Consider the following 24,295-nt stretch of genomic DNA (forward strand, 5'->3'; position numbering starts at 1 on the left):
CATGAAACGTTCAGGATGGACGACTGCCAGGGTGTAAAAATAACGAACACTTACGCAACAGTAAGCCAAGGCTTACAGCACGAAACCACAATCCAGAGCGGACTCGGTCTCCCCCGGGCCAGGCATAAAAAAACCCCGAGCCAGTCGGGGTTTTTTTATGCCATCGCAGTGAGTGCCTTACTGAAACAGCGACTCGCTCGACAGGCCATTTTTTTCCAGGATCTCGCGCAGCCGCTTCAAGCCTTCCACCTGGATCTGTCTGACCCGTTCCCGGGTCAGGCCAATTTCCAGGCCCACATCTTCAAGGGTGCTGCTTTCATGACCGCGCAGGCCGAAGCGGCGTACCACCACCTCGCGTTGTTTGTCGGTCAGTTCCGAGAGCCATTGATCGATGCTCTGGGACAGGTCGTCGTCCTGCAACAGTTCGCATGGATCGGTTGGGCGGTCGTCAGTGAGGGTATCGAGCAGGGTTTTATCCGAATCCGGACCCAGCGAGACGTCGACCGAAGAAACCCGCTCGTTAAGGCCGAGCATGCGCTTGACCTCTCCCACCGGTTTTTCCAGCAGGTTGGCGATTTCTTCGGGTGAGGGTTCATGGTCGAGTTTTTGCGTCAGCTCCCGCGCGGCGCGCAGGTACACATTCAGCTCCTTGACCACATGGATCGGCAACCGGATGGTCCGGGTCTGATTCATGATTGCGCGTTCGATGGTCTGGCGAATCCACCAGGTCGCGTAGGTCGAGAAGCGGAAGCCGCGTTCCGGATCGAACTTCTCCACCGCCCGGATCAAGCCGAGGTTACCCTCTTCGATCAGGTCCAGCAGCGACAACCCACGATTGACGTAGCGTCGGGCGATTTTCACCACCAGCCGCAAGTTACTTTCAATCATGCGCTTGCGCCCGGCCGGATCGCCACTTTGCGACAGGCGCGCAAAATGAACTTCTTCTTCGGGTGACAGCAGGGGAGAGAAACCAATTTCATTGAGATACAGCTGCGTGGCATCAAGTGCCCGCGTGTAGTCAATGTACTTGTGTTGTTTCAACGATGCGGAGTGTTTGGATTTGGCACGAACGGAAGGTGGAGCCGCCCCTTCATCATTCGACATCGAATCCGTATCGATGCTGCTCTCCATCAGGAGAACCTCATCGTCGATGTCAAACTCCGGCACTTCTTTACTGAGAGCCATTGTTATAGTCCTTTGGTGAGTTCGACCTCAAGCTCAAGCGGCGCCTTTATCCCTGGCAACGCTGGAGCCTGTCCCCTCTACGCGACGGAACAGGCTGGTAAGCGATCAACGACGTGGCAGGAACTGCAGTGGATCTACAGGTTTACCTTGGCGGCGAATCTCAAAATGCAGTTTCACCCGGTCTGTACCCGTTGACCCCATTTCGGCAATTGTCTGCCCAACCTTGACCTGCTGCCCCTCCCGAACCAACAGCCTGCGGTTATGTCCGTAGGCACTGACGTAGGTTTCACTGTGTTTGATGATCACTAATTCGCCGTAGCCCCTTAAGCCACTCCCGGCGTAAACCACCGTCCCATCAGACGCAGCTAAAACAGGCTGTCCCAAATCTCCGGCGATATCAATTCCTTTATTCAAACTACCGTTTGAAGAGAATTTTCCAATCAGAATGCCATTAGATGGCCATCCCCAGCCGGTCGGGGCCGGCCCGGGAGGGGGCAATGGAGCAGGTGCAGGCTTGTTCGCGACGGACGGTACAACCGTCGTTGTGCTGGTGGTCGAACCGTTTACCGGGCGACGGATGACCGTGGTTTTACTCGACGACGACGGTGTTGAACTGGACGAACTGACCACCGCCGTCGACGTTGAATCGCTTCGACCATCAAAGCGAATGGTCTGACCCGGATGGATGGTGTAGGGCGCTGCAATGTTGTTGCGTGCCGCGAGGGCCTTGTAGTCCCAGCCGTAACGGAAGGCGATGGAGAACAGGGTGTCCTTGGGCCGAACGACGTATTGCCCGGTGGTCACGGCTGGACGCTGGGGCGCGGCATTATTGCGGTCCACCACACGAACATCGCTGGATTTGTTGCTGGAACAACCGACCAGCAAGGTGCTCAAGACAAGGCCAGTCACCAGGCGCTGAAAGCTCGTTTTACTCATACGCTGCGCAATGACTGTGAGACTCACCCGCCGCTCCCTCTGTGGTGGCTGAAAATGTGAAATGCCGGAGTCCGGCATGAACTGTCGCAAGTATAACGGGCCGTGCACGCTTTACCTTTAATGTGGCGAATCGCTGTCGCGCACACGTTTGCTGCCTGACGATGAATCCCGTTTAACACAACGATGCCGCCGTAAGACAAAGCCAATCGAAGAGAATTCAGCGTGCCGAAACAAATGCTCAGGCCAGTGGCCCATTGAGCAATGGCACGAAGCGCACAGCCCCCAGGACATGCCTGGAAAATCCGTGTTCCTCGCGGATGATCAGCATCAACTGCTGGACCTCTCCGGACCCGACCGGGATCACCATGCGCCCTCCCGGAGCCAACTGATCAAGCAATGCCTGGGGCACATCGGTCGCCACCGCAGTGACGATAATCCCGTTATAGGGCGCCAGTGCCGGCCAGCCCTCCCAGCCATCGCCCCAGCGGAACACCACGTTGCGCAGGTTCAGCTCGACCAGGCGTTCCTTTGCCCGATCCTGCAGGACCTTGATGCGCTCGACAGAGAACACGCGCTCGACCAGTTGCGACAGTACCGCCGTCTGATAGCCCGACCCGGTACCGATCTCCAGCACCTTGTCGAGGGGACCGGCTTCCAGCAGCAGCTCGCTCATGCGCGCCACCATATAAGGCTGGGAGATGGTCTGGTTATTGCCAATCGGCAGCGCCGTGTCTTCATAGGCACGGTGCGCCAGCGCTTCATCGACGAACAGGTGGCGCGGGGTCCGGCGAATCACCTCCAGCACCCTGGCGTTGGAAATACCCTCCTCGTACAGGCGCTGGATGAGCCGCTCGCGGGTACGCTGGGAAGTCATGCCGATGCCGCGACGCAGCATATCGTCTTGTTCGCGACTCATCAGCGCAGCCCCTCCAGCCAGCCGTCCAGACTTCTGAAGGCATCGTTGAACGTGCGATCCAGTTGCAGTGGCGTGATCGAAACATAACCCTGCATCACCGCATGGAAATCGGTACCCGGGCCACCGTCTTCGGCATCCCCGGCCGCCGCGATCCAGTAACCGGACTTGCCCCGCGGATCCACCACTTTCATCGGCGCCGCGGCTCGGGCGCGATGGCCCAGCCGGGTCAGCTGGATACCGCGGATACGGTCCAGCGGCAAATTGGGAATGTTCACGTTCAGTACCGTGCGCGGCGGCAGATCCAGGTCAGCGTGGGCTTCGACCAGTTTGCGCGCGAAATGGGCAGCTGTGGGAAGGTTATCCACCTGGCGCGAGACCAGTGAAAAGGCAAACGCAGGATGCTTCAGGAAACGCCCCTCGAGGGCCGCCGCCACCGTACCGGAGTACAGGACATCGTCCCCCAGGTTCGCGCCCAGATTGATACCGGAAACCACCATGTCCGCTTCGCGCTCCAGCAGGCCGTTGAGGCCCAGGTGCACGCAGTCGGTTGGCGTGCCGTTCACGCTGATAAAGCCGTTGGCCAGGGTTTGCGGGTGCAACGGACGGTCGAGCGTCAGCGAACTGCTGGCGCCGCTCTTGTCCTGGTCCGGGGCGATAACCACGCATTCGGTGTAATCCGCCAGCGCAGCATAAAGCGCGGCGAGTCCGGGTGCGGTTACCCCATCGTCGTTAGAAATCAGAATACGCATGGGCTGTCCGTCTGCCCCACCGGCACCAGATCAACAAGCTCGCGCACCAATACGGTGGCGAAGCATCCGGCCGGCAGGACGAATTCCAGTTGCAGAATGTCAGGCTCGGGATAATGCCACGTCAACCCACCAATGGGCAGCCGCAGGATGCGACGTTCGTGGCTCATACCGGCGTTGATCAACCAGTCACGCAAATCCGCTTCGCGTGCGGCGATAGCCTGCTCCAGTTCATGGACAGCGCCCGTGGTCGGCGAGTCACCTTCGCCCCACTGCGGACCGGTCGGGTGCAGATCGAGAATCGCCAGGCGCGGGTCGCTGCACTCGGCTTCGCCTGCCGGGAAAAAGCTGCGGCTGTCGGTGAATGCCAGCAGATCGCCCACTTGGGCACGCTGCCAGGTGCCATCGGCGACACGAGCTGCCAGTACCTGGTTGAACAGAAAACTGCGCGCCGTCGAAAGCAGGCGCGAGCGCACGTTGCGCTGCTCCGGCAAGGCCTTGCGCGCGGCCCAGGCACGGGCGTCGACCACATTGCCGCCGTCATGGCCGAAACGCTGGGCGCCGAAATAATTGGGGATGCCTTGTTTGGCGATCAGTTGCAGACGCTCTTCAATAGCTGTCTTGTCGCCAGCGAACTGCGTCAGGCGCAATGTGAAACCGTTGGCCGAGTGTGCGCCGCGTTGCAGTTTGCGCTTGTGCCGGGCGGTCTTGAGGATCTTCAGCGTGTCGTTTTCCGCCGCCGACAGATCAGGGTCGGCCTTGCCCGGCAATTGCACGCTGAACCACTGGCGGGTCAACGCCTGACGATCCTTGAGCCCGGCATAACTGACGGTGCGCAATGGCACACCCGCCGCCTTGGCAATCCGCCGCGCCGCTTCTTCTGTGTTCAGACCGCGCTTTTCCACCCAGATCCACAGGTGTTCGCCTTCGCCACTCAGGGGAATGTCGAGGACTTCGTCGACCTGGAAATCTTCCGCGATCGCTTTCAGTACCGCCGTGCCGAGGGCCTCACCGTAAGCCCGCGGGCCGAGCAATTGCAGTTCGTTCATGCGCGCAGCAACAAGGCAACGGAGTGCACGGCAATGCCTTCTTCGCGACCGACGAAGCCAAGCTTTTCGGTGGTGGTAGCTTTCACGTTCACTTGATCCAACTCTACTTGAAGATCCGCGGCAATCAGCGCGCGCATCGATTCGATATGCGGGGCCATTTTCGGCGCCTGGGCGACAATGGTGTTATCGACGTTGCCGACTTTCCAGCCTTTGGCATGGACCAGTGCGACGACGTGACGCAACAGCACACGGCTGTCGGCGCCCTTGAACTGCGGGTCGGTATCCGGGAAATGCTTGCCGATATCTCCCAGCGCCGCGGCGCCAAGCAAGGCATCGCTCAAGGCGTGCAAGAGGACGTCACCGTCAGAGTGAGCGAGCAACCCAAAACTGTGTGCAATGCGCACACCGCCCAGAGTGATGAAATCGCCTTCAGCGAAACGGTGCACATCATAGCCGTGGCCAATACGCATAAAAAAACGCCCCGATTTTTGTCAGGGCGTGATTCTACCTGCATTAAAGGCCTAGAGCGCGTCCGTGATGCTGCAAGTGGTCGTCAATGAAACTGGCGATGAAGAAATAGCTGTGGTCGTAGCCCGGTTGCAGGCGCAACGTCAGCGGATGTTCGGCCAATTTTGTCGCCTGTTGCAGGGCTTCAGGCTTGAGCTGGGTAGCGAGGAAATCGTCACGATCACCCTGATCGACCAACAGCGGCAGCTTTTCGTCGGCCTCGGCGATCAGTGCACAGGCATCCCACTCGCGCCACTTTGAACGGTCCTCTCCCAGGTAACGGGAAAAGGCCTTCTGCCCCCACGGACAATCCATGGGATTGTTGATTGGCGAGAACGCCGACACCGACAGATAACGCCCCGGATTACGCAATGCGCAGACCAGCGCACCATGGCCACCCATGGAATGGCCGCTGATGCCGCGCTTGTCCGACGCCGGGAAATGGGCTTCAACCAATGCCGGCAATTCCTGCACGACATAGTCATGCATCCGATAGTGGCGCGACCAGGGTTCCTGGGTGGCATTCAGATAAAACCCGGCGCCGAGGCCGAAGTCCCAGGCACCGTCCGGATCACCCGGCACATCAGGGCCGCGAGGACTGGTATCCGGAGCGACGATGATCAACCCCAACTCGGCGGCCATGCGCATGGCGCCAGCCTTTTGCATGAAGTTCTCGTCGGTGCAGGTCAGGCCGGACAACCAGTACAACACCGGCAACTTGCCGCCCTGCTCCGCTTGTGGCGGCAGGTAGACAGCGAACACCATGTCACAGCCGAGTACTTCTGAGCGATGGCGATAGCGTTTGTGCCAACCGCCAAAACTTTTCTGGCAGGAGATATTTTCCAGACTCATAGCAAACTCCTCAGTAGCAGCCCAAACCTCAAACGCCAAGCTGATGCGATCTGCTTGCCGCTTGAAGCTTGACGCTTGCAGCTGCTTCTCAGAAATGAATGACGCTACGGATGCTTTTGCCTTCATGCATCAGGTCGAACGCCTTGTTGATATCTTCCAGGCCCATGGTGTGGGTGATGAAGGTATCCAGCGGGATTTCACCGGTCTCGGCCATTTCCACATAGCTCGGCAACTCGGTACGGCCGCGCACGCCGCCGAACGCCGAACCACGCCAGACGCGGCCGGTGACCAACTGGAACGGACGGGTTGAAATTTCCTGGCCGGCACCGGCCACACCGATGATCACCGACTCGCCCCAGCCCTTGTGGCAGCACTCCAGCGCGGCACGCATCAACTGCACGTTGCCGATGCATTCGAAGGAGAAGTCGACACCGCCATCGGTCATGTCGACGATGACCTCCTGGATCGGGCGATCGAAGTCTTTCGGATTCACGCAATCGGTTGCACCCAACTGCTTGGCGATTTCGAATTTGGCCGGGTTGATGTCGATGGCAATGATCCGGGCAGCCTTCGCTTTGACTGCGCCAATGACCGCCGACAGACCGATGCCGCCGAGGCCGAAAATGGCCACGGTGTCACCCGGTTTCACCTTGGCGGTGTTGAGTACCGCGCCGATGCCGGTGGTGACACCGCAGCCCAGCAGGCAGACTTTTTCCAGTGGCGCTTCCTTGGCGATTTTCGCCACGGAGATTTCCGGCAGGACGGTGTATTCGGAAAACGTGGACGTCCCCATGTAGTGGAAAATCGTTTCGCCCTTGTAGGAAAAGCGCGAAGTGCCGTCCGGCATCAGGCCTTTGCCTTGAGTTGCACGAATTGCCTGGCAGAGGTTGGTTTTGCCCGACAGGCAGAATTTGCACTTGCGGCATTCCGGGGTGTACAGCGGGATCACATGGTCACCGACTGCAACGGACGTCACACCTTCGCCGATGGCTTCCACGATCGCCCCGCCTTCATGACCGAGGATCGACGGGAAGATGCCTTCCGGGTCGGCGCCGGACAAGGTGTAGGCATCGGTATGGCAGACACCGGAGGCCACCACGCGCAGCAATACTTCGCCGGCCTTGGGCATGGCGACATCGACTTCAACGATTTCGAGGGGCTTCTTGGCCTCGAAGGCAACGGCGGCGCGCGACTTGATCATGATGACTCTCCAGTGAAGAAAACGAGACAGGGAGTGTAATACAGCGCCCTACAGTGAATAATCCGGACAAAAGCAAAACATTATTGCTGCACAGGGATAATCATCCATGTCCGAAAACCGCTGGGAAGGAATCGACGAATTTGTCGCCGTGGCCGAATGCAGCCAGTTCACCGCTGCGGCGGAACGCCTCGGGGTTTCTTCCTCTCACATCAGTCGACAAATTGTACGCCTCGAAGAACGCCTGCAAACCCGTTTGCTCTACCGCAGCACCCGCCGGGTGACGCTGACCGAGGCCGGGCAAACCTTCCTGCAACATTGCCAACGCTTGCAGGATGGACGTGAAGAGGCGTTGCGCGCGGTCAGCGACTTGACCAGCGAGCCCAAAGGCATGCTGCGCATGACCTGCGCCGTGGCTTACGGTGAGCGCTTCATCGTGCCGCTGGTGACGCGTTTCATGGGGCTGTATCCACAACTGCGGATTGATATCGAACTGACCAACCGGCAACTCGACCTGGTACATGAAGGCCTCGACTTGGCGATCCGCCTGGGGCGTTTGCAGGATTCACGACTGGTCGCCACCCGCCTCGCGCCAAGACGCATGTTTCTCTGTGCATCGCCGTCCTACCTTGAACGCTACGGTCGCCCGCACAGCCTTTCGGAACTGAGCCGCCACAACTGCCTCATCGGCAGCTCGGACCTCTGGCAACTGGAACAGAACGGGCGGGAATTTTCGCAAAGGGTGCAGGGAAACTGGCGCTGCAACAGTGGACAAGCAGTACTGGATGCCGCACTACAGGGCGTAGGGCTGTGTCAGTTGCCGGACTATTACGTGCTGGAGCATTTGAAGAGCGGCGCGTTGATTTCGTTGCTGGAGGCGCATCAGCCACCGAACACGGCGGTGTGGGCGCTGTATCCACAGCAACGGCATTTGTCGCCGAAGGTGAGAAAACTGGTGGATTACTTGAAGGAAGGGTTGGCCGAACGGCCGGAGTATCAGAGTTAGATTGGCCAGGGCAATTCAGCTACAAAATGACTGACTGAACTGCCGTTTTCGCGAGCAGGCTCGCGATGGCGGTAGAAAGGTAAACAAGGAACTCAGCGACGATTGGCCCAGCGTTGGCGCAACCAGTCCAGATCCTCGGGCCGAGTGACCTTGAGGTTGTCAGCTCGCCCTTCAATCAAGCGTGGTGCCGAACCCGCCCACTCCATGGCCGACGCCTCATCGGTAACCACCGCGTCAGCCACCAGACTGTCCGCCAATGCCCGATGCAACGCCCCAAGGCGGAACATCTGCGGCGTGTAGGCTTGCCAGATCACGCTGCGATCCACGGTTTCGACCACACGACCCTGTTTGTCGACGCGCTTGAGCGTATCCCGCGCCGGGATCGCCAGCAGTCCGCCGACAGGATCGTCAGCCAGCTCAGCCAGCAGCTTGTCCAGGTCGTCACGACTCAGATTCGGCCGTGCGGCATCGTGAACCAGCACCCAATCCTCATCATCAGCGCCCTGCGCATGCAAATGCAGCAACGCATTGAGCACCGACCCTGAGCGCTCGGAACCGCCCTCGACCCGGGTAATCCGCGGATCACTGGCACACGCCAGGTTCGGCCAATAAGGATCGTCTACAGCAAGACTGACCACCAGACCTTTCAGGCCTGGATGATCAAGAAAACAGCCAAGGCTGTGTTCGAGAATAGTGCGCCCGCCCAGTTGCAAGTATTGCTTGGGACGGTCCGCGGCCATACGGGCACCGACGCCCGCGGCAGGAATCACGGCCCAGAAGGCCGGTAACGACTTGATCATTGGGCCAACTGGTAAAGGGTTTCACCGTCCTTGACCATGCCCAACTCATGGCGAGCCCGTTCTTCAACGGTCTCCATGCCCTTCTTCAACTCGCTGACTTCAGCGTCCATCACCCGGTTGCGCTCCAGCAATGTCTGGTTCTCGGCCTGCTGATCCGCGATCTGCTGAGTCAGGTCGGCCACTTGCGCCAGGCTGCCATTACCCACCCACAGGCGGTATTGCAGGCCAGCCAGCAGCAGGAGCAAGACGAGGAACAACCAATTGGGACTGCGCATCGAATATCAGGTTTCCAGTGAAAAAAGACAGCCATGCCAAACGTGAAGCTACTGATAGCACGAAGCCTGGAAGAACCAGGCTTGTGCTTATAAGGCATCAGATTAGTGGCAAAAACGTCGCTGTAGCGATTTTTCCGACACAATCCGGTGTCTTTTTTTCCAAGCAGTGCCGTGCCTCACCAATACGCTCCTTTTTGACGAGTGACTGTTGTTGTCAGACAAGGCGCCGCGACGAGTCATAGCTGGCTATGGCGAGAAGCGGCAACGCAGTATGACGACAACAGGCACCGTCAAAAATGAGCAGTATTGGCGAGGCACGGCACTCTATCAACCGCGGAATTCACCGCGACCGTTGTACTTGGCTTTGCCGTTCAACTGCTCTTCGATACGCAGCAGTTGGTTGTACTTGGAAACGCGGTCGGAACGGCACAGGGAACCGGTCTTGATCTGGCCAGCCGAAGTACCAACAGCCAGGTCGGCAATGGTCGAATCTTCGGTTTCGCCGGAGCGGTGCGAGATCACGGCAGTGTAACCGGCAGCCTTGGCCATCTGGATGGCTTCCAGGGTTTCGGTCAGGGTGCCGATCTGGTTGAACTTGATCAGGATCGAGTTGGCGATCTTTTTGTCGATGCCTTCTTTCAGGATCTTGGTGTTGGTCACGAACAGGTCGTCGCCTACCAGTTGGGTCTTCTCGCCGATCTTGTCGGTGAGGATCTTCCAGCCAGCCCAGTCGGACTCGTCCAGGCCATCTTCGATGGAGATGATCGGGTAACGCTCGGTCAGGCCTTTGAGGTAGTCAGCGAAACCTTCGGCAGTGAACACCTGGCCTTCGCCGGACAGGTTGTACTTGCCGTCTTCGTAGAATTCGCTGGCCGCGCAGTCCAGGGCCAGGGTCACGTCGGTGCCCAGCTTGTAACCGGCGTTGGCCACGGCTTCGGAGATGACTTTCAGTGCGTCTTCGTTGGAAGCCAGGTTCGGCGCGAAACCACCTTCGTCACCAACGGCAGTGCTCAGGCCACGGGCCTTCAGCACGGCTTTGAGGTGATGGAAAATCTCGGTGCCCATGCGCAGGCCTTCCGAGAAGGACTTGGCGCCAACCGGCTGAACCATGAACTCCTGGATGTCGACGTTGTTATCGGCGTGCTCGCCGCCGTTGATGATGTTCATCATCGGAACCGGCATCGAGTAGACACCCGGGGTGCCATTGAGGTTGGCGATGTGAGCGTACAGCGGCAGGTCCTGGTCCTGTGCTGCTGCCTTGGCCGCGGCCAGGGAAACGGCGAGGATCGCGTTGGCGCCCAGGGAGCCTTTGTTTTCGGTGCCGTCGAGCTTGATCATTGCCAGATCGAGCGCTTTCTGGTCGCTTGGGTCCATGCCTTTCAACAGGTCACGGATCGGACCGTTGATGTTGGCCACGGCCTTGAGGACGCCCTTGCCCAGGTAACGGCTCTTGTCGCCATCACGCAGCTCGAGCGCTTCACGCGAGCCAGTGGAAGCACCGGACGGCGCACAGGCACTGCCGATGATGCCGTTGTCGAGAAGCACGTCCGCTTCCACGGTGGGATTGCCACGGGAGTCGAGAACTTCACGACCTTTGATGTCGACGATTTTAGCCATTGTTGTAAACACTCCAAAGTTGACGAAAACGACGCAGCTGTAGGAAATCTTGAGTCGTCGGCAAGCGAGGTGCAGCAGGCAGTCTTGCAGACGACAAGGCTCAGGCCCGGGGGCCTGAGCGTTAAATCGTGCGGTACTTTACCGGAGAATTGAGGATTACGCGGTTTCTACCGTCGGAAAACTCTTCACCAGCTCGTCCAGAGCTTTGAGCTGGGCCAGGAATGGCTCCAGTTTGTCCAGGCGCAAGGCGCAAGGACCATCGCATTTGGCGTTGTCCGGATCCGGGTGGGCTTCCAGAAACAGACCGGCCAGGGACTGGCTCATGCCGGCTTTCGCCAGATCGAGCACCTGAGCGCGACGACCGCCAGCGGAATCAGCGCGACCGCCCGGCATTTGCAGGGCATGGGTCACGTCGAAGAACACCGGGTATTCGAACTGCTTCATGATGCCGAAGCCGAGCATGTCGACAACCAGGTTGTTGTAGCCGAAGCTCGAACCGCGCTCGCAGAGGATCAACTGATCGTTACCCGCTTCCACGCACTTGTTCAGGATGTGTTTCATTTCCTGAGGCGCGAGGAATTGGGCTTTCTTGATGTTGATCACCGCGCCCGTCCTGGCCATCGCGACCACGAGGTCGGTCTGGCGCGACAGGAAGGCCGGCAACTGGATGATGTCGCAGACTTCAGCGACGACCGCGGCCTGGTCAGGCTCGTGGACGTCGGTGATGATCGGCACGCCGAAGGCTTGCTTGATGTCCTGGAAGATGCGCATGCCTTCTTCCAGGCCAGGACCACGATAGGAGGTCACAGAAGACCGGTTGGCCTTGTCGAAACTGGCCTTGAACACGTAAGGGATACCGAGCTTTTCGGTGACCTTCACATACTCTTCGCAAACCTGCATGGCCATGTCACGGCTTTCCAGCACGTTCATGCCGCCGAACAGCACCATGGGTTTGTCGTTGGCAATCTCGATGTCGCCGACGCGGATGATCTTCTGTGCCATCGGGGTTACGCCTTCTTCTGGTGTTGAGCCAACGCTGCCTTGACGAAACCGCTGAACAGCGGGTGACCGTCGCGTGGCGTCGAGGTGAACTCAGGGTGGAACTGGCAAGCGACGAACCATGGGTGATCCGGAGCTTCAACCACTTCAACCAGTGCGCCATCACCGGAACGACCGGAGATTTTCAAACCGGCTTCCATGATTTGCGGCAGCAGGTTGTTGTTCACTTCATAGCGATGACGATGACGCTCGACAATCACGTCCTTGCCGTAGCAACCGTGAACCAGGGAACCCGGCTCCAGCAGGCAATCCTGCGCGCCCAGGCGCATGGTGCCGCCCAGGTCGGAAGTTTCGGTACGGGTTTCGACGGCGCCGGTGGCATCTTCCCACTCGGTGATCAGACCCACGACCGGGTGACCGCTTGCACGATCGAACTCGGTGGAGTTGGCGTCTTTCCAGCCCATCACGTTACGGGCGAACTCGATAACGGCCACTTGCATGCCCAGGCAGATACCCAGGTACGGAACCTTGTTTTCGCGAGCGTATTGAACGGCGGTGATCTTGCCTTCAACGCCACGCAGACCGAAGCCGCCCGGTACCAGGATGGCATCGACGCCTTCGAGCAGCGCGGTGCCCTGGTTCTCGATGTCTTCGGAATCGATGTAGCGCAGGTTGACCTTGGTACGGTTGCTGATGCCGGCGTGACTCATCGCTTCGATCAGCGACTTGTAGGCGTCCAGCAGCTCCATGTACTTGCCGACCATGGCGATGGTGACTTCGTGCTCAGGGTTGAGCTTGGCGTCGACCACGGCTTCCCACTCGGACAGATCGGCACCGCCGCATTGCAGGCCGAAGCGCTCGACGACGAAATCGTCCAGGCCCTGGGAGTGCAGGATGCCCGGGATCTTGTAGATGGTGTCAGCGTCTTCCAGGCCGATCACCGCACGCTCTTCAACGTTGGTGAACTGCGCGATCTTGCGGCGCGACGAGATGTCGATCGGGTGATCCGAGCGGCACACCAGCACGTCAGGCTGCAGGCCGATGGAACGCAGTTCCTTCACCGAGTGCTGGGTTGGCTTGGTTTTGGTCTCGCCGGCAGTGGCGATGTACGGCACCAGCGTCAGGTGCATCAGCATCGCGCGCTTGGCGCCGACTTCGAAACGCAGTTGACGGATCGCCTCGAGGAACGGTTGCGACTCGATGTCACCCACGGTGCCACCGATCTCGACCATTGCCACGTCGGCATCGCCAGCACCCTTGATGATGCGGCGCTTGATTTCGTCGGTGATGTGCGGGATCACCTGGATGGTTGCGCCCAGGTAGTCACCACGGCGCTCTTTGCGCAGCACGTGTTCGTAGACACGGCCAGTGGTGAAGTTGTTGTTCTGGGTCATGGTCGTGCGGATGAACCGCTCGTAGTGGCCCAGGTCCAGGTCGGTCTCGGCGCCGTCGTGGGTGACGAACACTTCACCGTGCTGGAACGGGCTCATGGTGCCCGGGTCGACGTTGATGTACGGGTCCAGCTTCAGCATGGTGACCTTAAGTCCCCGCGCCTCCAGGATGGCCGCCAATGATGCCGATGCAATGCCTTTCCCCAATGAAGAAACAACACCGCCCGTGACGAATATGTAGCGCGTCATGAAAAACCCTAGAAGTCTGCGTTAAAGCGGTCCGAGCCGCCGGGGAAAGCGAAGGAAGGCCGAAGCCCCCGATCACCTGCATTAATCACAGTGCACCTTTCAAAAAAACCGCCGCGTTGGGACAGACCGGAAAATGAATCACCGGTTCGTTGCTCGCTACACATTTTTTGGAATCGCCCAGCAAAGACTGCTTGGTAATCGGCAACTCCTGCAATTCAGGCGAATCCACAGAAGTTGTATCAAGAAGGGAGCGTAGTCTACCGGAAAGCCCCTTTCAGCTCAAACCTTGATCTTCGTTCAGTGGTTGCCAATGCAAATGCCAGTCGCCGGTCATGCCACCATCGAGCCCCTTGAGGTTCGCTACCGCGAGCAATTGCCCCTCTTTGTAGAGCAGCGGCAATCTGCCGCGCACGAAGGACGGTACACCGCTTTCATTGAGCAAACGTTTCAGGTCCCGATGACCACGACCCGGCAAAGCCATGACCTCTCCCCCTTCACGATAGCGGATCTGCAACGGGCCATCGGGGATTTGCCCGGTGATCGAAAGCACGCCGTTGTCCGGTATTGCCAACGGTGAAACCGGATCCTGCCACGCGCCGGCGGCAGGCAGCGGACGCAGCCAGCGGCCGCACAGCCACCAGACTCGCCCGCCCGACCGATGCAGTTCACCATCGGCCAGCCGCCACACCGGGCAGGCATCGCCGGTGGCATCACGCAAATCCTCCCAACCCGACCAATGGTCGGTGTCCGGCAGGCGGGTCAGCGGTTCGAGCCAGTGGCTGAGTGCATTGCGCTGACGCGCTGCAGAGAGTGTTTCCAGTGCAGCCAGTTCCAGCGACGGCAGACCCAGCCAATCGAATTCACCGGCGGTGCGTGCCTGGCTCAAGTCAATCTGCGCCAACTCATCAAGCAGCCCCAGGGCTTCGCTCAAATGCGCTGCACTGCGCGCCATGGTCGCCATCGCCTGTGGCCAGCGCGAGGTCAACACCGGGAACACCTGATGCCGCAGGAAATTGCGCGAGAAGTGTCGGTCCTGATTGGAAGGGTCCTCGACCCAGCGCAATTGATGCTCCGCCGCATAGGCTTCCAGCTCGACGCGGGTCGCATCGAGCAAAGGCCGCAGCAGGAGTCCCTTACCCAGTGGACGCTGCCGTGGCATGCCCGATAAACCCCGCACTCCGGCGCCACGCAGCAAGCGGAACAGCAAAGTTTCCGCCTGATCGTCACGGTGTTGGGCGGTCAGCAGCACTTCGTTGGCCTGGACGGTTTCAGTGAAGGCCTGATAACGCGCGTCCCGAGCCGCTCGCTCAACGCTGGCGCCGGGCTGCACCTGTACGCGAACGATCTGCAACGGGACGCCCAGCGCAGCGCACACCGAACGACAATGCTCCGGCCACGCATCGGCCACAGCCTGAAGGCCGTGATGAACATGGATGGCGCTCAACGCCGGCAGGGATTGGGTTTTTGCGAGGTGTGCAAGGAGGTGCAACAGGACGGTGGAGTCCAGGCCGCCGGAGAAGCCGATACGCCAGGCCGTGGCATTGCGCCACGGGGCAAGATTCAGGAGAAGTCTGACAGATAGATCAATCATGGGCTGACTCATATCGATCACTTCACACAAAACAACTGTGGGAGCGGGCTTGCTCGCGAAGAGGCCATCAAATTCAACATCATCGTTGACTGACACACCGTCTTCGCGAGCAAGCCCGCTCCCACATTCAAGCCGAGGTCAGATCAGAGACCGTAGCTCATCAGACGCTCATACCGACGGGCCAGAAGCGCGTCGTTGTCGAACTTCTTCAGCATCGCCAGTTGCGAGCTCAGCTCGGCGCGGATCGATGCGGCTGCAGCGGCCGGGTCACGGTGCGCGCCACCCAATGGCTCGCCAATCACCTTGTCGACGATGCCCAGGCCCTTGAGGCGTTCGGCGGTGATGCCCATCGCTTCGGCGGCATCCGGAGCCTTCTCGGCGGTTTTCCACAGGATCGAAGCGCAACCTTCCGGCGAGATCACCGCGTAGGTCGAGTATTGCAGCATGTTCAACTGGTCGCAGACACCGATCGCCAGTGCGCCGCCAGAACCACCCTCACCGATCACGGTGGCGATGATTGGGGTTTTCAGGCGTGCCATCACCCGCAGGTTCCAGGCAATCGCTTCGCTCTGGTTGCGCTCTTCCGCGTCGATGCCCGGGTAGGCGCCCGGGGTATCGATGAAGGTCAGGATCGGCATCTTGAAACGTTCGGCCATTTCCATCAGGCGGCAAGCCTTGCGGTAGCCTTCCGGACGCGGCATGCCGAAGTTGCGGCGAACCTTCTCGCGCACTTCGCGGCCTTTCTGGTGACCGATGATCATCACCGGCTGGTCATCCAGGCGGGCAATGCCGCCAACGATCGCGGCGTCGTCGGAGAAGTGACGGTCACCGTGCAGTTCGTCGAATTCGGTGAAGATGTGTTCGATGTAGTCCAGGGTATACGGACGTTTCGGGTGACGCGCCAGACGTGCGATCTGCCAGCTGGTCAGCTTGCCGAAAATGTCTTCGGTCAGCGTCTTGCTCTTGTCCTGCAGGCGGGAGATCTCATCGCCGATATTCAGCGAATTGTCATTACCGACCAAGCGCAACTCTTCGATCTTGGCTTGCAGGTCGGCGATCGGCTGTTCGAAATCTAGAAAATTCGGGTTCATAGGCGTCCGTCTTGGGTCGAGTCCCAAGTAATCTTGGGCCGGCCGGTAGTCTGTTCGCGCCCTACCTTAAGGGACAGGCGCGCTGAGGTCGAGATTAAAAATTCAGGTCAAGGTCAGGGCATTCTGCCAGCACTGACCGTCAACGGTATTGGAGGAAGACGTTGTCTCGCCCGAACTGGTCACGCAGGGCTTGAATCAACGCATCCGCCGGATCGATCCGCCAGCCTTCGCCGAACTGCAGCAAGGCCTTCGCATCAGGGCTGGTGTAGTCCATGGTGATCGGGCATGCACCGCGGTGACGCTTCAACAGATCACCCAGCCAACGTAGCTGATCGCCCTTCAGATCCTTGGCATGCAGCTTCAGGCGCAGGCTTTCGGCCAGGTTGGTGCGCGCATCTTCCATGCTCATCACCCGCTTGACCCGCAACTTCAGGCCACCGGAGAAGTCGTCGTTGCTGACCTCGCCTTCGACCACCACCATCGCGTCGGTCTGCAACAGTGATTGCGCAGAATGGAACGCCTCGGAAAACAGCGAGGCCTCGATCCGCCCGGAGCGGTCGTCGAGGGTGATGAAGCCCATCTTGTCGCCCTTCTTGTTCTTCATCACCCGCAAGGCAATGATCATCCCGGCGACCGTCTGGGTATCACGTGCAGGTTTCAGATCGATGATGCGCTGACGGGCAAAGCGGCGGATCTCACCTTCGTATTCGTCGATCGGATGACCGGTCAGGTACAGGCCGAGGGTGTCTTTCTCCCCTTTCAGGCGTTCCTTGAGGGTCAGCTCCTTGGCCTTGCGGTGATTGGCATAGACATCGGCGTCTTCTTCGACAAACAGACCGCCAAACAGGTCGGAGTGACCACTGTCCTGGGTGCGCGCGGTCTGTTCGGCCGCCTTGATCGCTTCTTCCATGGCCGTCAGCAGTACCGCGCGGTTGCGGTCGATGTTGGCCTGGTAGGCTTTCTGCTCATCGTGGAAATACGGCCCGAGGCGATCCAGCGCACCGCTGCGGATCAGACCGTCGAGGGTGCGCTTGTTGATGCGCTTGAGGTCGACCCGTGCGCAGAAGTCGAACAGGTCCTTGAACGGACCGGCCAGACGCGCTTCGGTAATCGCCTCGACCGGGCCTTCACCCACACCCTTGATTGCACCCAGGCCGTAGATGATCCGGCCTTCGTCGTTCACCGTGAACTTGAATTCGGACGTGTTCACATCCGGCGCGTCGAGACGCAGCTTCATGGTCCGCACTTCTTCGATCAAGGTCACGACCTTGTCGGTGTTGTGCATATCCGCCGACAGTACCGCGGCCATGAACGGCGCCGGGTAGTGCGCCTTCAGCCACGCGGTCTGGTACGACACCAGGCCATAGGCGGCGGAGTGGGACTTGTTGAAGCCGTAACCGGCGAATTTTTCCACCAGGTCGAAAATGTTACCGGCAAGGTCCGCGTCGATATTGTTGGTGGCGCAACCTTCAATGAAGCCGCCGCGCTGCTTGGCCATTTCCTCGGGTTTTTTCTTGCCCATGGCTCGACGCAGCATGTCCGCACCACCGAGGGTGTAACCGGCCATGACCTGGGCAATCTGCATCACCTGTTCCTGATACAGGATGATGCCGTAAGTCGGTGCCAGCACTGGCTTCAGGCCTTCGTACTGGTAGTCCGAGTGCGGGTACGCGAGCTCCGCGCGACCGTGCTTGCGGTTGATGAAGTCGTCCACCATGCCCGATTGCAGCGGGCCCGGACGGAACAGCGCCACCAGTGCGATCAAGTCTTCCAGGCAGTCGGGCTTGAGCTTTTTGATCAGCTCTTTCATGCCCCGGGATTCAAGCTGGAACACGGCCGTGGTTTCGGCTTTTTGCAGCAAGGTATAGGTCGGCTTGTCGTCCAGCGGGATGAACGCAATATCCAGCGGCGGCTCGTTGACCTTGGCGCGGTCACGGTTGATGGTTTTCAGCGCCCAGTCGATGATCGTCAGGGTCCGCAGGCCGAGGAAGTCGAACTTCACCAGGCCGGCCGCCTCGACGTCGTCCTTGTCGAACTGGGTTACCAGGCCGTCACCGGCCTCGTCGCAATAAATCGGCGAGAAGTCGGTCAGCTTGGTTGGCGCGATCACCACACCACCGGCGTGCTTGCCGACGTTACGCACAACGCCTTCGAGCTTGCGCGCCATTTCCCAGATTTCCGCGGCTTCTTCATCGACCTTGATGAAGTCGCGCAGGATCTCTTCCTGCTCGTAGGCCTTTTCCAGGGTCATGCCGACTTCGAACGGAATCATCTTCGACAGACGGTCCGCCAGGCCATAGGACTTGCCCTGCACCCGCGCCACGTCGCGGACCACCGCCTTGGCGGCCATGGAACCGAAGGTGATGATCTGGCTGACCGCATTGCGGCCGTACTTCTCGGCCACATAGTCGATCACCCGGTCACGGCCGTCCATGCAGAAGTCGACGTCGAAGTCGGGCATCGATACCCGTTCGGGGTTGAGGAAACGTTCGAACAGCAGGTCGTATTCCAGTGGGTCGAGGTCGGTGATCTTCTGCACATAGGCCACCAGCGATCCGGCACCCGATCCACGGCCAGGACCGACCGGCACGCCGTTGTTCTTGGCCCACTGGATAAAGTCCATCACGATCAGGAAGTAACCGGGGAAGCCCATCTGGATGATGATATCCAGCTCGAAATTCAGCCGGTCGACATAGACCTGGCGCTTGGTCTCGTAGTCTTCGGTGGTGTCCTTGGGCAGCAGTACCGACAGCCGCTCCTCCAGACCTTCGAACGAGACCTTGCGGAAGTATTCGTCGATGGTCATGCCATCGGGGATCGGGAAGTTGGGCAGGAAGTGCGTACCCAGCTTCACTTCGATGTTGCAGCGTTTGGCGATCTCGACGGTGTTTTCCAGCGCCTCGGGAATGTCGCTGAACAGCTCGGCCATTTCCTCGGCGCTTTTGAGGTACTGCTGATCGCTGTAGTTCTTCGAACGCCGCGGATCGTCGAGGGCACGGCCCTCACCGATGCAAACGCGGGTTTCGTGGGCGGCGAAGTCTTCCTGCTTGATAAAGCGCACGTCATTGGTCGCCACCAGCGGTGCGCCGAGCTTCTCGGCCAGGGCCACGGCGCCGTGCAGTTGTTCTTCATCGTTGGGGCGGTTGGTGCGCTGGATTTCCAGGTAGAAACGATCCGGAAACACTTCCATCCATTCGCGGGCCAGGGTTTCGGCCTCGGCGGGGTTGCCGCTGAGCATGGCCTGGCCGATCTCGCCTTCCTTGGCCGCCGATAGCATGATCAAGCCGGCGTTGGCTTCAGCGACCCACTCGCGTTCGATGATGATCGCGCCATTGCGCTGGCCATCGATAAAGCCGCGGGAAATCAGCTCGGTGAGGTTGCGATAGCCTTCGGCGTTCATCACCAGCAGGCTGATCCGGCTCAGCGGGTTGTCCGGATCCTTGTTCGACAGCCACAGGTCGGCGCCGCAGATCGGCTTGATCCCGGCACCCATGGCGTTTTTATAGAATTTGACCAGGGAACACATGTTGTTCTGGTCGGTGACCGCTACGGCAGGCATGTTCATGCCGACCAGGGTCTTGACCAGCGGCTTGATCCGCACCAGACCGTCGACCAGGGAGTATTCAGTGTGCAGGCGTAGGTGAACGAATGAAGCCGGCATAGTGATCCTGTCTGTGAACTTGAAAACAACAAGGCCCGGATTGTACCGGGCCCTGCTAAAAAAAATCAGCCTCGCGACTAACTCTCGATGAGACCTTCCCGCGCCTCATACGCCAGCCGCACCGGGGCGAACGAGCGGCGGTGTATCGGCGTCGGACCAAGACGGCCGAGCGCTTCCAGATGAACGGGTGTCGGGTAGCCTTTATGCCCGCCGATACCGTAACCCGGGTAGATCAATTCGAATGCGGCCATTTCCCGGTCGCGACTGACCTTGGCCAGGATCGACGCGGCAGCGATGGCTGGAACCTTGCTATCGCCCTTGACCACCGCCTCGGAACGCATCGGCAGCTTGGGGCAACGGTTGCCGTCGATCATCGCCAGCTTCGGTTGAATGTGCAGCCCTGCTACCGCGCGCTGCATGGCCAGCATGGTGGCGTGGAGGATATTCAATTCGTCGATTTCCTCGACTTCGGCGCGAGCGATGCACCAACTCAGGGCTTTTTCGCGGATTTCGTCGTAAAGCTTTTCGCGGCGGGCCTCGGTGAGCTTCTTCGAGTCGTTCAGGCCGAGGATCGGGCGATTCGGATCAAGAATCACCGCCGCCGTCACTACCGCACCACAGAGCGGGCCACGACCGACTTCGTCGACGCCGGCAACCAGTTCTTCGACTTCCGCCACCAAGGTGAAATCCAGCCCCATCTGCATGTTCGTTTTACTCATTTCACTTGGCCGATCAGGTTCAGCACTGCATCCGCAGCCTGGTTGGAGGCATCCAGACGCAGGGTCCGGTGAATCTCGTCAAAACCGCGGGTCTGCTCTTCCCCACCCTCGATCAACGGCGACAACGTCTGGGCCAGCGCTTCGACCGTGGCATCGTCCTGCAACAACTCGGGCACCAACAGACGCTGGGCCAGCAAGTTCGGCAACGAAATGTAGGGGCTTTTCACCATGCGCTTGAGGATCCAGAACGTCAGCGGCGCCAGGCGATAGGCCACCACCATCGGCCGCTTGTACAGTAACGCTTCGAGCGTTGCGGTGCCGGAGGCAATCAACACCGCATCGCACGCTGCCAGGGCCAGGTGAGACTGTCCATCGAGCAGGGTCAGCGGCAGATCGCGACCAACCAACAGTTCTTCAAGCTGTGCGCGGCGCTGGGCACTGGCGCAGGGCATGACAAACCGCACCCCGGGGCGTAACGCCCGCAGGCGCTGCGCGGTATCGAGAAACAACGCACCGAGCCGGCCCACTTCACCACCACGGCTGCCGGGCATCAACGCCACCAGCGGCCCGTCGGGCAAACCGAGTTCGGCCCGTGCAGCAGCGCGATCGGCTTCGAGTGGAATGGCATCGGCCAGGGTATGGCCGACGAACCGCACCGGTACGCCTTTCTCTTCGTAGAATCTGGCTTCGAACGGGAACAGCGTGAGCATCAGGTCGCAGCCTTCGCGAATCTTCAGCACGCGTTTCTGCCGCCAGGCCCAGACCGAAGGGCTGACGTAATGCACGGTCTTGATCCCGGCCTGGCGCAGTTTGAGTTCGATATTGAGGTTGAAGTCCGGTGCATCGATACCGATGAACACGTCCGGCTTCGCGGCGATCAGGTCGGCGACCAGCTTTTTGCGCCGCGCCAGCAACTCGCGCAGGCGGCCCAGGACTTCCACCAGCCCCATCACCGACAGGCGCTCCATCGGGAAGTACGGGGTCAGGCCCTCGGCCTGCATCAGCGGGCCGCCAACCCCGATGAATTCGACGGCCGGGTGACGTGCCTTGAGCGCGCGCATGAGGCCCGCACCCAGAATGTCACCGGAAGCCTCACCCGCTACCAGCGCAATACGCAGATTGGCCATGATCAGCGGGTGATGCCGCGAGTCGAAGACTGGATGGAGTCACGGAACACTGCCACTTCAGGATACTGGGCCGACGGTTCGGCCAGTTCGGCGAGCGCCTGCTCCACGGTCAGGCCCTGGCGGTACACCACCTTGTAGGCGCGACGCAGCGCGTGGATCGCATCTTCGCTGAAGCCCCGGCGGCGCATGCCCTCGAAGTTCATGCTGCGGGCTTCGGCCGGGTTGCCGAACACCGTGACATACGCAGGAACATCCTTGCCGATCGCCGTACCCATGCCGGAGAAGCTGTGGGCGCCAATGTGGCAATACTGGTGAACCAGGGTAAAACCGGAGAGGATCGCCCAGTCTTCCACATGCACATGGCCCGCCAGTGCGGTGTTGTTCACCAGGATGCAGTGGTTGCCGATGACGCTGTCGTGGCCGATGTGGGCATAGGCCATGATCAGGTTGTGATCGCCCAGGGTCGTTTCCGAACGGTCCTGGATGGTGCCACGGTGAATCGTCACGCCTTCACGGATGACGTTGTGATTACCAATCACCAGGCGGGTTTCCTCACCCTTGTACTTCAGGTCGGGGGTGTCTTCACCCACCGAGGAAAACTGGTAGATGCGATTGTGCTTACCGATTCGGGTCGGGCCCTTGAGGATCACGTGTGGCCCGATGACTGTCCCCTCGCCGATTTCCACACCTGCGCCGACGATCGACCACGGGCCGACCTCGACGCCGTCAGCCAGAACGGCTGTCGGATCGATGATTGCACGAGGGTCAATCAAACTCATAGCTTGCGTTCCGCACAGATGATTTCAGCGGAGCAGACAGGCTTGCCATCGACCGAAGCCTGGCATTCGAACTTCCAGATCTGACGCTTGCAGCTGATGAACTTGGCTTCAAGGATCAGCTGATCGCCCGGCAGTACCGGCTGGCGGAAGCGCAGCTTGTCGGAACCGACGAAGTAATAGAGCGTGCCGTCGGCCGGTTTCACGTCGAGCATTTTGAAACCAAGGATCCCGGCAGCCTGAGCCATCGCTTCGATGATCAATACGCCCGGCATGATTGGATGCGCAGGGAAGTGACCATTGAAGAACGGCTCGTTGATGCTGACATTCTTGTAGGCGCGAATGCGCTTGCCTTCAACATCCAGCTCCACTACCCGGTCCACCAGCAGGAACGGGTAACGGTGAGGCAGGTATTCGCGAATCTCGTTGATGTCCATCATTTCGGGGGGAAGCCTATGTAAAGATTGGGGGCGCGCGACTGGCGCGCGCTCCACTAGCAAATCAGGGACGCAGTCTAGCGGCTGCGCGCACTTGATATGGAAATGGTATCAGCCATCTGATGAAGCATTACCGTCAGGGGTCACTTCCCCGACCTGCTTTTCCAGCTGGCGCAGACGTCGCGCGATGTCATCGAGTTGACGAATGCGTGCCGCGCTTTTGCGCCACTCGGCTGCCGGCTGCATCGCCGTACCGGAAGAATAGGCGCCTGGCTCGGTAATCGAGTGGGTCACCATGGTCATCCCGGTGATGAATACGTTGTCGCAAATATCGATATGACCCACCAGGCCTACACCACCGGCGAGCATGCAATGCTTGCCGATTTTGGTGCTGCCGGAGATCCCGACGCACGCCGCCATGGCGGTGTGGTCACCGATCTGGACGTTGTGGGCAATCTGGATCTGGTTGTCGAGTTTCACGCCGTTGCCGATGATGGTATCGGCCAGGGCACCGCGATCAATAGCGGTGTTCACACCGATTTCCACATCATCGCCGACCAATACACCACCGATCTGGGCGATTTTCTGCCAGATGCCTTTTTCATTGGCAAAACCGAAGCCTTCGCCGCCGAGCACCGCACCGGACTGAATGACTACCCGCTGGCCGACGCGAACGTCGTGATACAAGGTCACGCGCGGCGCGAGCCAGCCACCCTCACCCACCACGCTGCGAGCGCCGATGAAGCAATGCGCGCCAACAGTCGTACCGGCTGCAATCCGGGCACCGCTTTCGATCACCGCAAAAGCACCGATGCTCGCCGCAGGATCGACCACCGCATCCGCCGCGATCACCGCCGTCGGATGAACTCCGGCAGCGGCCTTGGGCTTGGGATCGAACAGGTGGGAAACACGCGCATAGGCCGCGTAAGGATCCGGCACCACCAGCACATCCCCGCAATGACCTTCGGCGTCAGCGGCCTTCAGCAACAGGGCTGCCGCCTGACTGCCTGCCAGGTACTTGCGGTACTGGGGGTTTGCAAGAAAGCTCAACTGAGCTGGGCCAGCCTCCTGCAAGGTGGCTAGCCCAGTAATTGCTTTCTCGGGGTCGCCACGTAGCGTGGCGCCGAGGAACTCGGCCAACTGGCCGAGCTTAATGGTCACGGTCAT

General features: G+C 59.8%; 22 protein-coding genes. 1 reads left to right on the plus strand and 21 read right to left on the minus strand.

Annotation, left to right across the window (positions count from 1 at the left end; all coding sequences use genetic code 11):
- Positions 1-177: 177 nt before the first annotated feature.
- From rpoS to ACLD1X_RS02380, 8 genes are all read right to left on the minus strand, one after another.
- Positions 178-1,185, minus strand: a complete 1,008-nt coding sequence (gene rpoS, locus ACLD1X_RS02345) for an RNA polymerase sigma factor RpoS (RefSeq protein WP_007990225.1) — start codon at positions 1,183-1,185, stop codon at positions 178-180.
- Positions 1,186-1,290: 105 nt separating this feature from the next.
- A complete protein-coding gene (locus ACLD1X_RS02350) occupies positions 1,291-2,148 on the minus strand; it encodes a peptidoglycan DD-metalloendopeptidase family protein (protein WP_429365952.1) in 858 nt (285 codons plus the stop codon).
- Positions 2,149-2,359: 211 nt separating this feature from the next.
- Complete coding sequence (locus ACLD1X_RS02355; RefSeq protein WP_177323274.1) at positions 2,360-2,995, minus strand: protein-L-isoaspartate(D-aspartate) O-methyltransferase; 636 nt, start codon at positions 2,993-2,995, stop codon at positions 2,360-2,362.
- Between the two features lie 41 nt (positions 2,996-3,036).
- Positions 3,037-3,786 carry a 5'/3'-nucleotidase SurE gene (gene surE, locus ACLD1X_RS02360; protein ID WP_429365953.1) on the minus strand — a complete coding sequence of 250 codons (750 nt, stop codon included), beginning with the start codon at positions 3,784-3,786 and terminating at the stop codon, positions 3,037-3,039.
- A complete protein-coding gene (gene truD, locus ACLD1X_RS02365; RefSeq protein WP_429365954.1) occupies positions 3,774-4,832 on the minus strand; it encodes a tRNA pseudouridine(13) synthase TruD in 1,059 nt (352 codons plus the stop codon). The genes surE and truD overlap by 13 nt, the downstream gene beginning before the upstream one ends.
- Positions 4,829-5,302 carry a 2-C-methyl-D-erythritol 2,4-cyclodiphosphate synthase gene (gene ispF, locus ACLD1X_RS02370; RefSeq protein WP_111281392.1) on the minus strand — a complete coding sequence of 158 codons (474 nt, stop codon included), beginning with the start codon at positions 5,300-5,302 and terminating at the stop codon, positions 4,829-4,831. Before ispF ends, truD begins: the two co-directional genes overlap by 4 nt.
- Before the next feature lie 43 nt (positions 5,303-5,345).
- Complete coding sequence (gene fghA / locus ACLD1X_RS02375) at positions 5,346-6,191, minus strand: S-formylglutathione hydrolase (RefSeq protein ID WP_429365955.1); 846 nt, start codon at positions 6,189-6,191, stop codon at positions 5,346-5,348.
- Between the two features lie 88 nt (positions 6,192-6,279).
- Complete coding sequence (locus tag ACLD1X_RS02380; protein ID WP_008019788.1) at positions 6,280-7,392, minus strand: S-(hydroxymethyl)glutathione dehydrogenase/class III alcohol dehydrogenase; 1,113 nt, start codon at positions 7,390-7,392, stop codon at positions 6,280-6,282.
- A gap of 106 nt (positions 7,393-7,498) precedes the next feature.
- Between ACLD1X_RS02380 and ACLD1X_RS02385 the strand changes: the two genes are divergently transcribed.
- Positions 7,499-8,395 carry a LysR substrate-binding domain-containing protein gene (locus ACLD1X_RS02385; RefSeq protein ID WP_429365956.1) on the plus strand — a complete coding sequence of 299 codons (897 nt, stop codon included), beginning with the start codon at positions 7,499-7,501 and terminating at the stop codon, positions 8,393-8,395.
- A 92-nt stretch (positions 8,396-8,487) separates the two neighbouring features.
- Here ACLD1X_RS02385 and ispD read toward each other — a convergent pair whose 3' ends face one another.
- The 13 genes from ispD to lpxD form a co-directional block, all read right to left on the minus strand.
- Positions 8,488-9,195, minus strand: a complete 708-nt coding sequence (ispD, locus tag ACLD1X_RS02390) for a 2-C-methyl-D-erythritol 4-phosphate cytidylyltransferase (RefSeq protein ID WP_429365957.1) — start codon at positions 9,193-9,195, stop codon at positions 8,488-8,490.
- Positions 9,192-9,470, minus strand: a complete 279-nt coding sequence (ftsB, locus tag ACLD1X_RS02395; RefSeq protein ID WP_008019784.1) for a cell division protein FtsB — start codon at positions 9,468-9,470, stop codon at positions 9,192-9,194. The genes ispD and ftsB overlap by 4 nt, the downstream gene beginning before the upstream one ends.
- A 327-nt stretch (positions 9,471-9,797) precedes the next feature.
- The gene (gene eno / locus ACLD1X_RS02400) at positions 9,798-11,087 is read right to left on the minus strand and encodes a phosphopyruvate hydratase (RefSeq protein ID WP_008019783.1); all 1,290 of its coding nucleotides are present in this window, start codon (positions 11,085-11,087) and stop codon (positions 9,798-9,800) included.
- A gap of 156 nt (positions 11,088-11,243) precedes the next feature.
- A complete protein-coding gene (kdsA, locus tag ACLD1X_RS02405) occupies positions 11,244-12,089 on the minus strand; it encodes a 3-deoxy-8-phosphooctulonate synthase (protein ID WP_093214934.1) in 846 nt (281 codons plus the stop codon).
- Between the two features lie 5 nt (positions 12,090-12,094).
- Complete coding sequence (locus ACLD1X_RS02410) at positions 12,095-13,726, minus strand: CTP synthase (RefSeq protein WP_008019781.1); 1,632 nt, start codon at positions 13,724-13,726, stop codon at positions 12,095-12,097.
- Between the two features lie 274 nt (positions 13,727-14,000).
- Entirely contained in the window at positions 14,001-15,329 is a 1,329-nt protein-coding gene (gene tilS, locus ACLD1X_RS02415) for a tRNA lysidine(34) synthetase TilS (RefSeq protein WP_429365958.1), read from the minus strand.
- Between the two features lie 131 nt (positions 15,330-15,460).
- The gene (locus ACLD1X_RS02420) at positions 15,461-16,408 is read right to left on the minus strand and encodes an acetyl-CoA carboxylase carboxyltransferase subunit alpha (RefSeq protein ID WP_007990250.1); all 948 of its coding nucleotides are present in this window, start codon (positions 16,406-16,408) and stop codon (positions 15,461-15,463) included.
- A 139-nt stretch (positions 16,409-16,547) separates the two neighbouring features.
- Complete coding sequence (dnaE, locus tag ACLD1X_RS02425) at positions 16,548-20,069, minus strand: DNA polymerase III subunit alpha (RefSeq protein WP_429365959.1); 3,522 nt, start codon at positions 20,067-20,069, stop codon at positions 16,548-16,550.
- Between the two features lie 77 nt (positions 20,070-20,146).
- Positions 20,147-20,773, minus strand: coding sequence for a ribonuclease HII (rnhB, locus tag ACLD1X_RS02430; RefSeq protein WP_429366206.1), 627 nt, complete (start codon positions 20,771-20,773; stop codon positions 20,147-20,149).
- 11 nt (positions 20,774-20,784) lie between these two features.
- Positions 20,785-21,915, minus strand: coding sequence for a lipid-A-disaccharide synthase (gene lpxB, locus ACLD1X_RS02435; protein ID WP_429365960.1), 1,131 nt, complete (start codon positions 21,913-21,915; stop codon positions 20,785-20,787).
- A 2-nt stretch (positions 21,916-21,917) separates the two neighbouring features.
- Positions 21,918-22,694, minus strand: a complete 777-nt coding sequence (gene lpxA / locus ACLD1X_RS02440) for an acyl-ACP--UDP-N-acetylglucosamine O-acyltransferase (RefSeq protein ID WP_429365961.1) — start codon at positions 22,692-22,694, stop codon at positions 21,918-21,920.
- Complete coding sequence (gene fabZ / locus ACLD1X_RS02445) at positions 22,691-23,131, minus strand: 3-hydroxyacyl-ACP dehydratase FabZ (protein WP_007978374.1); 441 nt, start codon at positions 23,129-23,131, stop codon at positions 22,691-22,693. Before fabZ ends, lpxA begins: the two co-directional genes overlap by 4 nt.
- A gap of 108 nt (positions 23,132-23,239) precedes the next feature.
- Complete coding sequence (gene lpxD, locus ACLD1X_RS02450; RefSeq protein WP_429365962.1) at positions 23,240-24,295, minus strand: UDP-3-O-(3-hydroxymyristoyl)glucosamine N-acyltransferase; 1,056 nt, start codon at positions 24,293-24,295, stop codon at positions 23,240-23,242.

Source organism: Pseudomonas sp. 18173, from assembly GCF_050432945.1.
In the GTDB taxonomy this organism is placed as follows: Bacteria; Pseudomonadota; Gammaproteobacteria; order Pseudomonadales; family Pseudomonadaceae; genus Aquipseudomonas.